The organism is Roseateles sp. GW821-FHT09H10 (genome assembly GCF_059415865.1).
Map to the genome: position 1 here is coordinate 13,176 of NZ_JBWKOB010000003.1, position 12,984 is coordinate 26,159.

General features: G+C 69.6%; 12 protein-coding genes. 11 read left to right on the forward strand and 1 reads right to left on the reverse strand.

What is annotated here, in order from left to right:
• Window positions 1-15: 15 nt before the first annotated feature.
• The 11 genes from AC07OY_RS15715 to cysC all read left to right on the forward strand — a co-directional run bounded on the left by AC07OY_RS15715 (window position 16) and on the right by cysC (window position 11,622).
• Entirely contained in the window at window positions 16-1,212 is a 1,197-nt protein-coding gene (locus tag AC07OY_RS15715; protein WP_495043544.1) for a lipopolysaccharide biosynthesis protein, read from the forward strand.
• Entirely contained in the window at window positions 1,212-1,778 is a 567-nt protein-coding gene (locus AC07OY_RS15720) for an acyltransferase (protein WP_495044063.1), read from the forward strand. Before AC07OY_RS15715 ends, AC07OY_RS15720 begins: the two co-directional genes overlap by 1 nt.
• Window positions 1,775-2,851, forward strand: a complete 1,077-nt coding sequence (locus AC07OY_RS15725; RefSeq protein WP_495043545.1) for a glycosyltransferase — start codon at window positions 1,775-1,777, stop codon at window positions 2,849-2,851. The genes AC07OY_RS15720 and AC07OY_RS15725 overlap by 4 nt, the downstream gene beginning before the upstream one ends.
• Window positions 2,848-4,074 carry a glycosyltransferase family 4 protein gene (locus AC07OY_RS15730; RefSeq protein ID WP_495043546.1) on the forward strand — a complete coding sequence of 409 codons (1,227 nt, stop codon included), beginning with the start codon at window positions 2,848-2,850 and terminating at the stop codon, window positions 4,072-4,074. Before AC07OY_RS15725 ends, AC07OY_RS15730 begins: the two co-directional genes overlap by 4 nt.
• On the forward strand, window positions 4,071-4,739 hold the full coding sequence (locus AC07OY_RS15735) for a class I SAM-dependent methyltransferase (RefSeq protein ID WP_495043547.1): 669 nt from the start codon (window positions 4,071-4,073) through the stop codon (window positions 4,737-4,739). Before AC07OY_RS15730 ends, AC07OY_RS15735 begins: the two co-directional genes overlap by 4 nt.
• Window positions 4,740-4,758: 19 nt before the next feature.
• Window positions 4,759-5,919 carry a DegT/DnrJ/EryC1/StrS family aminotransferase gene (locus AC07OY_RS15740; RefSeq protein ID WP_495043548.1) on the forward strand — a complete coding sequence of 387 codons (1,161 nt, stop codon included), beginning with the start codon at window positions 4,759-4,761 and terminating at the stop codon, window positions 5,917-5,919.
• Window positions 5,916-6,503, forward strand: a complete 588-nt coding sequence (locus tag AC07OY_RS15745; RefSeq protein ID WP_495043549.1) for a sugar transferase — start codon at window positions 5,916-5,918, stop codon at window positions 6,501-6,503. The genes AC07OY_RS15740 and AC07OY_RS15745 overlap by 4 nt, the downstream gene beginning before the upstream one ends.
• A gap of 4 nt (window positions 6,504-6,507) precedes the next feature.
• The gene (locus tag AC07OY_RS15750; protein WP_495043550.1) at window positions 6,508-8,403 is read left to right on the forward strand and encodes a glycosyltransferase family 61 protein; all 1,896 of its coding nucleotides are present in this window, start codon (window positions 6,508-6,510) and stop codon (window positions 8,401-8,403) included.
• Between the two features lie 78 nt (window positions 8,404-8,481).
• Complete coding sequence (locus AC07OY_RS15755) at window positions 8,482-10,347, forward strand: polysaccharide biosynthesis protein (protein WP_495043551.1); 1,866 nt, start codon at window positions 8,482-8,484, stop codon at window positions 10,345-10,347.
• A 116-nt stretch (window positions 10,348-10,463) separates the two neighbouring features.
• On the forward strand, window positions 10,464-11,087 hold the full coding sequence (locus tag AC07OY_RS15760; RefSeq protein ID WP_495043552.1) for a hypothetical protein: 624 nt from the start codon (window positions 10,464-10,466) through the stop codon (window positions 11,085-11,087).
• A gap of 7 nt (window positions 11,088-11,094) precedes the next feature.
• Window positions 11,095-11,622: an adenylyl-sulfate kinase gene (gene cysC, locus AC07OY_RS15765; protein WP_495043553.1), complete on the forward strand. Its 528-nt coding sequence runs from the start codon at window positions 11,095-11,097 to the stop codon at window positions 11,620-11,622.
• Here cysC and AC07OY_RS15770 read toward each other — a convergent pair.
• Window positions 11,612-12,964: an FAD/NAD(P)-binding protein gene (locus tag AC07OY_RS15770; RefSeq protein WP_495043554.1), complete on the reverse strand. Its 1,353-nt coding sequence runs from the start codon at window positions 12,962-12,964 to the stop codon at window positions 11,612-11,614. The two genes, cysC and AC07OY_RS15770, sit on opposite strands and share 11 nt — an antisense overlap.
• Window positions 12,965-12,984 lie beyond the last annotated feature (20 nt).

Consider the following 12,984-nt stretch of genomic DNA (forward strand, 5'->3'; position numbering starts at 1 on the left):
AGAATCTTGCGCCCCATGAGCTTGAAGCGCGCCACTCTCACCTTGCTAGCCGGCAGCGCGCTGGCCCAGGCCATCCCCCTTTTGCTGGGGCCGTGGATCGCCCGGCTCTACACGCCGGCCGAGTACGGGCAGTTCTCCCTCGTCTGGACGGTGGCCAGCAATCTGGCCGTTGTCGGCTGTGCCCGCTACGAGTTCGCGCTGGCCCTGGAGAAGGACGAAAGCGGTGCCGCGGGCCTGCTGGCCCTGTGCCTGCGCATGCTGCTGGCGATGACGGCCATGGCCATCCTCGTCGGCGGGGCCTGGATGCTGTGGGCCGACCTTGCCGTCGCCGCGGCCCTGCCGCTGATCGTGCTGGCGGCCTCGGCCAGCCAGGCCCTGGCCCAATGGGCGGCGCGGGCGGGCGAATTCGCCGCCCTGGCCTGGGCTCGGGTCGTGCAGTGGGGCGGTGGCGCGCTGGCCCAGGTCGGCTTCGGGCTGCTGCAGGCCGGGCCTTGGGGCCTGATCGGCGGCGCGACGCTGGCCACCGCCTTGGCCGCGGCGATGCAGGCCCGGCCGGCGCCCGCCGGCGGCTGGCAGGGCCTGCTGCAGCCCCAGCCGCTGCGCGAAATGGCCGCCAAGCACCGGGACTTCCCGCTGCTGAACACGCCCCATGCCTTCGCTGGCGCCCTGCAGGACACCCTGGCCATCGCCTTGCTGACGGCCTGGCTGGGCTCGCCCGAGGCGGGCGCCTGGGCCCTGGCCCTGCGCTATCTGAAGGCGCCCGCCACCCTCGTCGGCGGCTCGCTGTCCCAGGCCCTCTATCCGCGGCTGACGCAGGCCGAGAGCCTGGCCGAAGCGCGCGCCCTGGTGCGCCAGAACCTGCTGCTGCTGGCGGCCATTGCCCTGCCGCTGATGCTCGCCCTGCTGGCCTTCGGTCCCTGGCTGTTCACCACCGTCTTCGGCCCCGAGTGGCGCGGCGCTGGCGAGCTGGCGCGTTCGCTGGCACCCTATGTGGCCCTGCACTTCATCGCCTCGCCGCTGTCCGTCGTGCTGATGGCCTGGGGCGCCCAGGCCTGGGGGCTGAAGCTGGCCCTGGTCAGCCAGGTCCTCTTCCTGGCCGGCCTGGCGGCCGGGCTGTGGCTGGGTGGCCTGGCCGGCGCGGGCTGGGGGGTGTCCGCGGCGATGCTGCTCTACTTCGGCTACTTCTTCTGGGCACTGTGGACCTGGGAATGATGCGTGTCCTCCTCAACCGCCTGCGCCGCCGCCTCATGCGGCTGCTCGGCTTTCGCATGCTTTTCGGCGAGGCCGGCGCGCCGCATTCGCGCATCGCACCCAGCACCTGCATCGAGGGCGAGACCGGGCTGCGCCTCGGGGATCACGTCTTCATCGGCCAGTTCAATTTCATCGACGCCAGCGCCGGCCTCGTCATCGAGGAAGGCGTGCAGATCACCAATTTCTGTTCCATCGTGACCCACAGCACACACGACGCGCTGCGCGTCAACGGCCGGCGCACGGCGACGCTGGGCGGCGAACTGCCGGGCTATCGCAAGGCCGCCATCCGCCTCGGGGCCTACAGCTTTGTCGGCCCGCACAGTCTCATCGAACCCGGCGCCGTGCTGGGCAAGGGCGCCATGCTGTGCGCCTATTCCCAGTTGCGCGGCGCGGCGCCCGACTTCGCCATCATGGCCGGCCAGCCGGCCCGCCAGGTGGGCGACACGCGTGAGCGCGATGCAGCCCTGATTGCCAGGCATCCGGAACTGCGCGAGGCCTACGCTGCCTGGTCGGGAGTCCGCTCGTGAGCCTCGGTGGCGGTCTCAAGCTCGTCCTCATCGGTGACGGCGAAAGCCCCCATCTGCTGAAGTGGGCGAGGGCACTGAAGCCCCGCGTGCAGCTGCACGCCATCTCCTCGCGCGGCTTCCTGCCCGAGTTCCACCAGCTGCTGCCCGATGCCCAGCGCCTGGCGCTGCACACCGCGCCCGACCATGGTGGCGGCAATGTCGCCCTGATCAAGCAATTGCCCAAGGTGGGGGCCTGGCTGGCCGAGACCGACCCTGACTGGCTGCATGCCCATTACCTGACCTCGCACGGCAGCCTGGCCTGGGCGGCCCGCATGGGCTGGCGGCTGCGCGCCCAGATCGCCGGCTCGGCCTGGGGCAGCGACATCCTCGTCACGCCCCAGCGTGGCGGCGCCTGGCGCTGGATGACCAAGAAGGTGCTGCGCGAATGCGCCGTGACGACGTCGGACTCGGTCCACATGGCCGAGCGCATGCGCGAACTTGGTGCCAAGGAGGTCATGACCTTTCCTTTTGGCCTGGAGACCCTGCCCAAGCAGAACGCGAAGAAGCAGCCCTGGCTGTGCTTTGCCAACCGAGGCCTGGAGCCCATTTACAGGCCCCAGCTCGTCATCGACGCCTTCGCACGCATCGCGGCGGCCCAGCCCGAAGCACGCCTCGTCGTCGCCAATGACGGCTCGCTGCGCCAGGCGCTGGAGGCGGATGTCGCCGCCCGCGGCCTGGCCGACAAGGTCAGCTTTGTCGGCCGCCTCGATGCGCAAGCTCAAGCCGGCCACTACGCCCGCTCGACCTGGTTCCTGAGCCTGCCGGAGAGTGACTCGGTGTCGGTCTCGGTGCTGGAGGCCATGGCCCATGGCTGCGTGCCGCTGCTGTCGGAACTGCCGGCCAACCGCGAGCTGATCGGCGATTCGGCGCGTGGGCTCATCGTCGCTTCACTGGACGATCTGCCGGCCCGCATGGCGACGCTGGACGCGGCCAGGCTGGCCGTCGTCAACCGCGACTGGGTGGCGGTCAACGGCCTGTTCGAGCCTCATGTACAGCGCTTCCTGACCCGCCTCAAGGAATTGACCCCGGCATGAGGATCCTCCTCGTCAACCACTACGCCGGCTCACCCGCCCATGGCATGGAGTTCCGCCCCTACTACCTGGCCCGCGAATGGGTCAGGGCGGGGCATGAGGTCACCATCGTCGCGGCCAGCCACTCTCATGTGCGGGCCGTGCAGCCCGAGATGGCCGGCGGGCCTCGCGAAGAGATCATCGACGGCATCCACTACCGCTGGCTGCCGGTGCCCGCCTACCAGGGCAATGGCGTGGGCCGGCTGCGCAACATCCTGTCCTTCCTGCGCCAGCTGCGCGCCGACGCCTGGCGGCTGACGCGCGAGTTCCGGCCCGACGCCGTCATCGCGTCCAGCACCTACCCGATGGATGTCTGGGTCGCGAAGAAGCTGGCCAAGCTTGCCAAGGCCAAGCTGGTCTACGAGGTGCATGACCTGTGGCCGCTGTCCCTGATCGAACTGTCCGGCATGTCGCCCCGCCATCCCTTCGCGCTGATGTGCGGCAAGGCCGAGGCCGATGCCTATCGTGATGCGGACGTCGTCGTCTCCATGCTGCCCTGCGTGCACGAACACATGGCGTCACGGGGCCTGAATCTGAAGCGGCTGCGCATCGTGCCGAATGGCTTCGCACCCGAGGAATGGCAGGGCGAGAGCGCGCCGCTGGGCGAGACGCTGAAGGCCCATCTCGACGCCGAGCGCGCCGCCGGCCGTGTCATCGTCGGCTATGCCGGCTCCATGGGGCTGCCCAATGCACTGGACGTGTTGTTGGACGCCGCGGCCCGGGTGCAGGACGCACCGCTGAGCTTTGTCCTCGTCGGCGGCGGCCATGAGGCCGCGCGCCTGGCCCAGCGCGCGGATGCCGAGGGCTTGAAGAACGTGCGCTTCTTCGCCCCCATCCCCAAGGCCCAGATCCCGACGCTGCTGGGCCACTTCGACATCGCCTATATCGGCTGGCAGCGCACGCCCATCTACCGTTTCGGCATCGCGCCCAACAAGCTCATCGACTACCTGATGGCGGGTCGCGCCGTGCTGCATTCCGTCGAGGCCGGCAACGACCCGGTGGCGGAGGCAGGCGCCGGGCTGACCGTGGCGCCTGAGGATGCCGGGGCCGTGGCCCAGGGGCTGTTGAAGCTGGCGGCCCTGTCGCCGCAAGAGCGCGAAGCCATGGGCCAGCGCGGTCGGGCCTTCGCGATGGCGAATCACGCCTTTCCGGTGCTGGCGGCCCGTTTCATCGAGGCCCTGTCGTGAGCGAGCTGGAGCAGATCGCCGAGCGCTATGCCCGCCGCGACGCGGGTGACCGCTACAGCCTGCTGCGCCCCGAGGTCTGGCAAATGTGGCAGGAGCGCCAGCGCGCGCTGCTTTCCATGCTCGCCCAGCGTCCCGGCCGCCCCGCGGACTGGCGTGCCGCCGAAGTGGGCTGTGGCGCCGGCGGCAATCTGCTGGACCTGCTGCGCGTGGGCCTGCTGCCCGCCCATCTGACCGGCATCGAGTTGCTGCCGGAACGCCTCACTGCCGCCCGCGCAGCCCTGCCTGAAGGCGTGCGGCTGCTGGCCGGCGATGCCGCAGCCGCCGACGTCCCGCCCGCCAGCCAGGACCTGGTGCTGCAGTCCACGGTCTTCTCCTCCATCCTCGACGATGCCCTGCAGCAGCGCGTGGCCGATGCGATGTGGCGTTGGCTCAAGCCGGGCGGCGCCGTCGTCTGGTACGACTTCACCGTCAACAACCCACGCAACCCGGATGTGCGCGGCGTGCCCTTGAAGCGGGTCCGCGAGCTGTTCCCGCAAGGGCAATTCACGGCCCGCCGCGTGACGCTGGCGCCGCCACTGGCCCGCGCCCTGCCGGCGGCCTATGGGCTCTTCAATCTCATCCCCTGGCTGCGCACCCACCGCCTGGTCCTGATCACGAAACCCTGATCGTCGAAAATCCCGCCCAATGAGCGCCCAGCCCTTTCTCCCCTTTGCCCTTCCCGAACTCGGTGACGACGAGATCGCGGAAGTCGTCGACACGCTGAAGTCCGGCTGGATCACCACCGGCCCCAAGGCCAAGCGCTTCGAGCAGGCGTTTGCCGAATTCCTCGGCGACCCGCAGATCGAATGCATCGCCGTCAATTCGGCGACCGCCGGCCTGCACCTGGCGCTGGAAGCCATCGGCCTCGGCCCCGGCGACGAGGTCATCACGACGACCCACACCTTCACGGCCACGGCCGAGGTGGTGCGCTACCTCGGCGCTGACGTGAAGCTGGTCGACATCGACCCGGCCACGCTGAACATCGACATCGCCGCCATCGAGGCGGCGATCACGCCCAGGACCCGCGCCATCCTGCCCGTGCACTACGCCGGCCTGGCCGTCGACATGCTGGCCATCCTGGACATCGCCCGCCGCCACGGCCTGCGCGTCATCGAAGATGCCGCCCATGCGCTGCCGACGACGCTGGAGAAGGAGCTCATCGGTACCCTGGGCAGCGACGCCACGGTCTTCAGCTTCTATGCCAACAAGACCATGACGACGGGCGAGGGCGGCATGCTGGTGACGCGCAATGCCGAGCTGGCCAAGCGCGCCCGCGTCATGCGCCTGCACGGCATGAGCCGCGACGCCTTCGACCGCTTCACGGCCAAGACGCCGTCCTGGTACTACGAGATCGTGGCGCCTGGCTTCAAGTACAACCTGACCGACATCGCCGCCGCCCTGGGCCTGCACCAGCTCAAGCGCCTGCCGGCTTTCCAGGCCCGCCGCGAGCAGATCGCAATGCGCTATCACGAGGCCTTTGCCGATCTGCCGGTGATCCTGCCGCCGCAGGCGCCCGAGGGCGACACGCATTCCTGGCACCTCTATGTGCTCCGCCTGGCCGACGCAGCCGGCATCACGCGTGACGCCTTCATCGAGGGCATGTTTGCCGCCGGCATCGGCTGCAGCGTGCATTACGTGCCCCTGCACCAGCATCCCTACTGGCGCGACCGCTATGGCCTCACGCCGGAGCAGTTCCCGCAATCGCAAAAGGCCTACGAGCGCACGGCCAGTCTGCCGCTGTACACGGCGATGAGCGATGCGGACGTGGAGCGCGTCATCACGGCCGTGCGCGGCCTGCTGGCTTGAGCAAACGCCTGTTCGATGTGGTCTGCTCGGCGCTGGGGCTGCTGATCCTCGCGCCGCTGCTGCTGCTGGCCGCGGTCTGGGTCAAGCTCGACTCGCCCGGCCCGGCCCTGTTCCGCCAGACCCGTGTCGGCCGCTTCGGCGTGCCCTTCACCATCCACAAGTTCCGCACCATGCGCGTCGAGGCGGGGGCGGCCATCACCGTCGGCGCCGACCCGCGCATCACCCGTTCGGGTCAGCTGCTGCGCCAGACCAAGCTGGATGAGCTGCCCCAGCTCTGGGACGTGCTGCGCGGCGCCATGAGCCTGGTCGGCCCGCGGCCCGAGCTGCCGCGCTATGTCGAGCTCTACCCGGCCGACATGCGCGAACGCGTGCTGGCTGTGCGCCCCGGCATCACCGACCCGGCGTCGCTCGCCTTCAGTCATGAGGCCGAACTTCTGGCTGCCGCCGCCGACCCCGAGCGCGAGTACCGCGAGGTCATCCTGCCGGCCAAGCTGAAGCTGTCGGCCGACTACGCCGCCCGGGCGAGCGTGGCGACCGACCTGCGGCTGATCGCGCGGACACTGGCGCGCGTGCTGGGTGGTTGACGCGATGGCGGATCCAGACACCTCATCGGCCGCCAGCCTCGAGGCCGCGCGCCAGGCCAGCCTCGCCGGGCAGCACCAGCAGGCGGTGGACCTTTGCCTGGCTGTGCTGCGCCAGAGCCCGGGTGACGCGCGTGCGCTGGCCTTTCTGGCGCTGGCGCTCTGGCGCGCGTCGGCGTTTGTGCAGGCCGTGGAAGTGCTTCAGCAGGCCTTGCAGCACTTCCCAGCCCAGGAGGAACTGAGCCTGGCGCTGCTGGACTCATGCCTTGCCATCGGCAGGGGCGAGCAGGCACTTGGCTTCGCGGCCACATGGCCCGAGGCCTTGCTGGCGAAGCCGGCTTTCAGGTCGCGGATCGAGGGGCGGTTGGCGGCGCTGCTGAATGCCGGAGAGTTCAATCAGTGCGAGAAGGAGCTGCGGCCCTTGATGCGGGCGCAGCCGCGGTGGGCCTTTGCCCAAACCTTGCTTCTTGCCATCCTGTTCAACTGCAGTGGTCGTGGCGTGCCCGCCGCTGCCTTGAGCGCCCAAGGTACGGCGGCCGAGACTGGCAAGGCTTGGCGCAGCGAGCTGGCAGCCGCGATGTCGAACTACCGCGGCGCGATCCTGCAGGGGATCCCCGGCGCGCTCGGCAAGGGGCCGACGGATACGCAACTGCTGGAACTCCAGGCACTGGTTCGATTCGAAGAGGGGTTCAGCCTCGGTGCTGCGGAACTGCAGCAGCTGCAGCAACGGCTCGGTGCTGACTTGAGGGGGCCTTTCCCGCTCAGGTCTGCACTTGCACCGGGCGGTTGCGCCAAGGTGGAGTTGCTGGAGACGGCAAGGCTGTACACGATCCCCGAACCGCGCAGCGTCGGCGGAGCACTTCGGCTCGACGGATCCATAGGGCCTGTGCTGACCAGCGATCGCTATGTGGCGGAGGGTCGCAATGCCACGGTTTGCCCCGGTAGTGATGTCGTGCTGCTGGACGGCGGTGAAGCCTGGTGCGATTCGCTCACGCATCCCTTGGGTGAAATCACGGGCTGCTCCAGCGACAGCTGGATTGCCGTGGGGGCAGTTCAACAGGTGCTGCTGCGCAACGTGCCGATGACGCGCATCGGTGGGACGGCCTTGTCGCTGCTGGGCAGTGCCGCCAAGCATTACGGTCATTGGCTGCTGGACTATCTGGTTCGGCTGCGCGCCTTCGAACAGCATCCGGAAAGCGCATCTGCTCAGGTCCTGGTGGAGGACGACATGCCGGCCAGTCACTATGAGGCCTTGGAGTTGCTGCTGGGGCCACAGGCGCCTTTGCGGCGAACAGCTCGCGGACGCTGTGTTCAGGTGGATCGATTGCTGTTCTCTGGCCCCGATGTCTTCTTTCCTCACGCCACCCGCATCGAGGCGCCAGCGATTGCGTCGGTGGCACCGTCGTCCGCTGAGGGCATGGCCTGGCTGCGACAAAGCATGCTGGAGGCACTGTCCGGAACGACGGCGACGCGTGGTGGTCGGCTTCTCGTCAGGCGCCACAGTGTCACCCGCCGGGTGCTGAACGAGGATGCGTTGAGCGACATGCTGGTCAGCGAATGGGGTTTCGAGGAAGTGCAGCCGGAAACCCTGAGCTTTGCCGACCAGGTGCGGCGCTTCCATGCCGCGGAGGTCGTCGTCGGCGCCCAGGGGTCGGCGATGTCCAATTGCGTCTTCTGTGCACCGGGCACGCGGATCATCTCGCTGTGCTCGGACTTGGCGGCCAATTTTCCGTCGTGGGCGCATGCGCTCGAGCAGTTGGGCGTCCAGCATTGCTTCGTGGTGGGCGAGGCGCAGCAAGGTTCGCACGTCCTGCCGATACAGCGCGATGTGCTCGTTGACCCCGCTGCCCTTTGCGACGCCCTGCTTGGCCTGGGCGTTGCGCCGATGGCCAAGTCGACCTAAGGAGCGCAGCAGCATGTCCAGGCAGTCGACAATGGCGGGTTGGCCGACCCTGAACGGAATCCCGTCCCCGAACTGGACATGTTGAACTGGCAAGCCCTTGACACCTTCCTGACGCGCCTGCGCCCGAATCGCGAGGCGCTGGCCCTGCTGCTCGATCTGGCCGTCGTGGCGCTGGCCTGGCAGGCCACCTATCTCTTCCGCCTCGGCTTCGAGCGCTGGTTTGCCGCGCGCCCGGACTACGACGGCTGGGTGTTGCTGGGCCTGCTGGGCATCTACGCGGCCGTGCTGTGGCTGCTGCGCGTCCCCAAGGGCATGTGGCGCTTCTCCGGCTTCGGCGAGGTCAAGCGCCTGGCCGTCGCCTGCGCGCTGGCCGGCCTGATCGCCGCGGCCGCCGTGCTGATGGCCCATCTGCATGCCGTACCGCGCGCCGTGCTGGCCCTGCACCCCCTCTTCACGCTGATGCTGCTGGCCATGATGCGCATGGGCTACCGCATGCTCTACGAGCACATGCGCAGCCGCATCAGCGGCAGCGCCCAGGAGAAGCGCCGCGCGCTGGTGATGGGGGCGGGCGACGCCGGCCGGCTGCTGGTGGCGGGCATCCAGCACAGCCAGGGCTGGGTGGTGGTCGGCTTCCTCGATGACGACCCGGGCAAGCTGGGTGGGCGGGTGGCCGGCCTGGCGGTGTTGGGTGATCTGGCGCAGGCGGAGCGTTTCGCCGACATGCATGGCGTCACTCACGTCATCGTGGCCATGCCCGCGGCCTCGACCGCGCAGCGGCGCCGGGCGCTGGACCTGGCAGGCGCCACGGGGCTGCCCGTGCTGACCGTGCCCAGCAGCATGGAGTTGATGGCCGGCCGTCGCGTCAATGAAGTGCGCGACATCGAGCCCGAGGATCTGCTGGGCCGCCCGCCGGTGCAGCTCGACGAGGCGGGAATTTCCGAGACCATCAACTCGCGCGTCGTCATGGTGACGGGGGCGGGCGGCAGCATCGGCAGCGAGCTGTGCCGCCAGATCGCGCGCTACGGCCCGCGCGCCATCGTGCTCTACGAGCTCAGCGAGTACGCCCTCTACGCCATCGAGCAGACGCTGGCCGAGACCTTCCCGCATCTGCCCCTGGTGCGCGTCATCGGCGACGTCAAGGACCTCGACCACCTGCGCGCCTGCTTCGCGCGCCACCGGCCGCAGCTCGTCTTCCACGCCGCGGCCTTCAAGCATGTGCCGCTGATGGAGGAGGTTGACAACTCGGCGGCCTGCGTTCGCAACAACACCCTGGGCACCTACAACGCGGCGCTGGCCGCGGCCGAGATCGGCGCCGAACGCTTCGTGCTGATCAGCACCGACAAGGCCGTCAACCCGACCAATGTGATGGGTGCCACCAAGCGCGCCGCGGAATTGGCGCTCGTTGCCCTGGCCCAGCGGCATCCGGCCACGCGCTTCATGGCCGTGCGCTTCGGCAATGTGCTGGGCTCCAGCGGCAGCGTGATCCCGAAGTTCAAGGAGCAGATCGCCCGCGGCGGCCCCGTCACGGTGACCCATCCGGACATCATTCGCTACTTCATGACCATCCCCGAGGCGGCCCGTCTCGTCATCCAGGCCGCCGCCATCGGCGAGAGCGGCCAGGTGCTGGTGCTGGACATGGGCGAGCCGGTGCGCATCGCCGACCTGGCGCGGCAGATGATCCGCATGAGCGGCCATTCCACCGACGACATCCGCATTGAATACACCGGCCTGCGGCCCGGCGAGAAGCTCTTCGAGGAACTGCTCGCCGATCAGGAAACCAGCCTGCCCACGACCTGCGCCGGCGTGCGCGTGGCGCGGCTGGTGGACGATGGCGCCGGCGAGCGCGTGCTGCGCGATCTGGCCGGTCTCGATACTTCCCAGCCCAGGGCCCTGCTGGGCGCCTGGCTGGGCCCTGAATTCCACGCCCCCCATTCGGAACCTTGATGATGTTGTTGAACTCTTCTCGCCGCCCCCACTGGACCTCCCGCTTGTTGGCACCGCTGTCGGCAATGTTCATGGCCGTTGTGGCTGCGCCCGCAAGCGCCACGGCGACTCCGGGCGTGACCGAAACCGCACAGCCCACCTTGGCGCTGCCGGCCAAGCCCAGCGAACTGCTGCGCGCGCCGGCGGCCACCTGGAAGCCGCTGCTGGCCCAGGTCGGCACCCGCCTGGATGAGCGCGGCAAGGCCGTGCTGATGCTTCGCAAGCAGGCGCTGATCGAGCTGAATGTGCAGCGCACCGTCTATTCCCAGGCGAGGCAGGACTGGCCGGCGGTGTTCGAGGCCGTCAAGAAGACGCGCCAGCTGCAGGACGGCGAATCGGGCCGGCAGACGGCGGGCCTGCTCAACGAGGTGTTGGCTCGTCAGGCCGTCAGCCGCGGGGATGCGGCCTGGCTGCAGCGCCATCTGCGCGATCAGGTGCTGGCCATGTCCTGGGCCGACGTCGAGCCGGCCATCCGCTCGCTGCGCCAGCAACTGGCCGCGATGAAGGTCGAGGACATCGAGAACTATGTGCTCACCAAGATGGATGTGTCCGCGGGCGTGGCCGAGAACAAGGCCAACCTCGGGTATGTGATGCAGCTGATCGCGATCCGCTTCCAGTTGCTCGAAGTGATGCCACGCCGGGACGCCCTGCTCGCCGGCCTGGACGAAGCGATTGCCCAGCGCAGCGTTGTGCCGAAGTGAGCGGGCGGTGAGTGCGCTTCTTCAACCGCGCGTGCTGTGGCTGACCGGCCTGTCCGGCGCCGGCAAATCCACGCTCGCGTCCGGCTTGCATCGCCGCCTGGCTGAAGCCGGCGTCAAGGCCGCCGTGCTGGACGGCGACGCCGTGCGCGCTGGCCTGTGCCGTGGCCTGGGCTTCAGCCCCGAGGACAGGCGCGAGAACATCCGCCGCGTCGCCGAGGTCGCCAAGCTGATGCGCGAGGCCGGCCTCGTCGTCATCTGCGCGCTGATCTCGCCGCTGCGCGAGGACCGCGCGATGGCGCGTGACATCGTCGGCGCGGAGCACTTCCGCGAGGTGCATGTGGCGACGCCGCTCGAGGTCTGCGAGCGGCGCGACCCGAAGGGCCTGTACCGCAACGCGAGGGCCAACGCGCTGACCCAGTTCACCGGCGTATCGGCGCCCTATGAGGAGCCGCTGTCGCCCGCCCTGCGCATCGATGCCAGCCGCGACGACGCCAGCGAGGCCGTGACGGCCCTGCAAGCCCTGCTCAGGGCCTGAGCAGCTGCGCCGCGAGCGCGGCCGCATGCTCGCGCAGTTCCGGCACGGCGGTGGCCTCCCAGCGCTGGGCGCGCAGATGCGGGCCGAGGTAGTAGAGGCCGGCCTGGCCTTGGCCGTCGGCAGCGCGGATGCGATAGCCCTCGTCCACCAGCAGGCCCAGGCCATGAGGGCAGGGCGTGAGGCGGCCGGACTGCTGCAGCCGCCACATCAGCGGCGACGAAGCGGCATCGATGGCCGAGCTGGGGCCCGAGCAGTTGACGATGTGCGTCGCATCGAAAGTCTCGACGTCGCTCTGGCCACGGGCACGCCAATCGAGACGCAAGCGGTTGTCGAGGGCCTGGACCGACACGACCCGCCCCGCCGCCTGGCGCAGCCGGCCGCTGGCGAGGTCTTCTTCCAGCACGGCGCGCGCGCCAGGCGCTGCGCGGTGGCGATGCACATCCCAGTAGGGCAGCAGATGGCGCAGAAACTGGCCGCGGCCGCGCGCATCCAGGGCCTGCCAAGCCTTGGGCGTTTCGGCGCGGAAGGCGGCCCAGACATCGCGCCAGTCGACGCCGGCGGCCAGGGCGCGCTGGAGTTCGGCGCGGAACAGGCGCAATTGCTTGCGCAGAGGCTGGCCGCTGGCGATGGCCGGGTCCAGCGCCCAAGGCTTGGGCGGCCCTTCGTTGCGGCGGTGGCCTTGGGGCAGCAGGCCGCGGCGCGACAGGGCCAGCACCGGCCCGTGATGGCCGCGGGTGCGCAGCGTGATCAGCACGTCCAGCATGGTCAGGCCGCTGCCGATCAGCGCGACGGGCGCTTCGGGCGCCAGGTCCTGCAGGGCAACGCTCGCCCAGGGGTCAGCGACATAGCCGGGCAGGCCGGCCAGCGCGGGATTCGGATGCCGCGGTGCCAGGTGGCCGATGGCAAGGATGACGGCATCGAAGCCGACCGTCATGCCGTCGGCGAACTTCAGCTGCCAGCCGCCGCCGACGGGCTCGCAGGCGTCCACCAGGGCAATCTTCTGGCGCAGCGACACGCCCGCGCATTCGGCAGCGCGCTGCTCCAGCGCCGACTGCAGATAGTCGCCATAGCGCTGGCGTGGGACGAACTCGTGGCCGTCGATGGCCGCGTCGTCGCGACGCAGCCAGTCGACGAAATGATTCGGCTGGGCCGGGTCCAGGCTCATGCGCGCCGCAGGCACATTGAGCAGATGGTCGGCCGAGTGGGTGCCATAGGCCAGGCCGCGCGCGAAGCGGCCCGAGCCGTTGATCATCGTGACCGTGCTGCCGGCCGGCAGACGGCCCAGCAGCTGCCAGGCGATGGCGACGCCGCTGAAGCCGGAGCCGACGACGGCGACGTGCATGCCGGGCTCAACCGCCCGTT

Excerpts from the sequence above, each read along its gene's own strand:
- AC07OY_RS15730 (WP_495043546.1), top strand. The coding sequence starts at position 2,848 with ATGAGGATCCTCCTCGTCAACCACTACGCCGGCTCACCCGCCCATGGC.
- AC07OY_RS15755 (WP_495043551.1), top strand. The coding sequence starts at position 8,482 with ATGTTGAACTGGCAAGCCCTTGACACCTTCCTGACGCGCCTGCGCCCG.
- AC07OY_RS15740 (WP_495043548.1), top strand. The coding sequence starts at position 4,759 with ATGAGCGCCCAGCCCTTTCTCCCCTTTGCCCTTCCCGAACTCGGTGAC.
- AC07OY_RS15715 (WP_495043544.1), top strand. The coding sequence starts at position 16 with ATGAGCTTGAAGCGCGCCACTCTCACCTTGCTAGCCGGCAGCGCGCTG.
- AC07OY_RS15750 (WP_495043550.1), top strand. The coding sequence starts at position 6,508 with ATGGCGGATCCAGACACCTCATCGGCCGCCAGCCTCGAGGCCGCGCGC.
- AC07OY_RS15720 (WP_495044063.1), top strand. The coding sequence starts at position 1,212 with ATGCGTGTCCTCCTCAACCGCCTGCGCCGCCGCCTCATGCGGCTGCTC.
- AC07OY_RS15770 (WP_495043554.1), bottom strand. The coding sequence starts at position 12,964 with ATGCACGTCGCCGTCGTCGGCTCCGGCTTCAGCGGCGTCGCCATCGCC.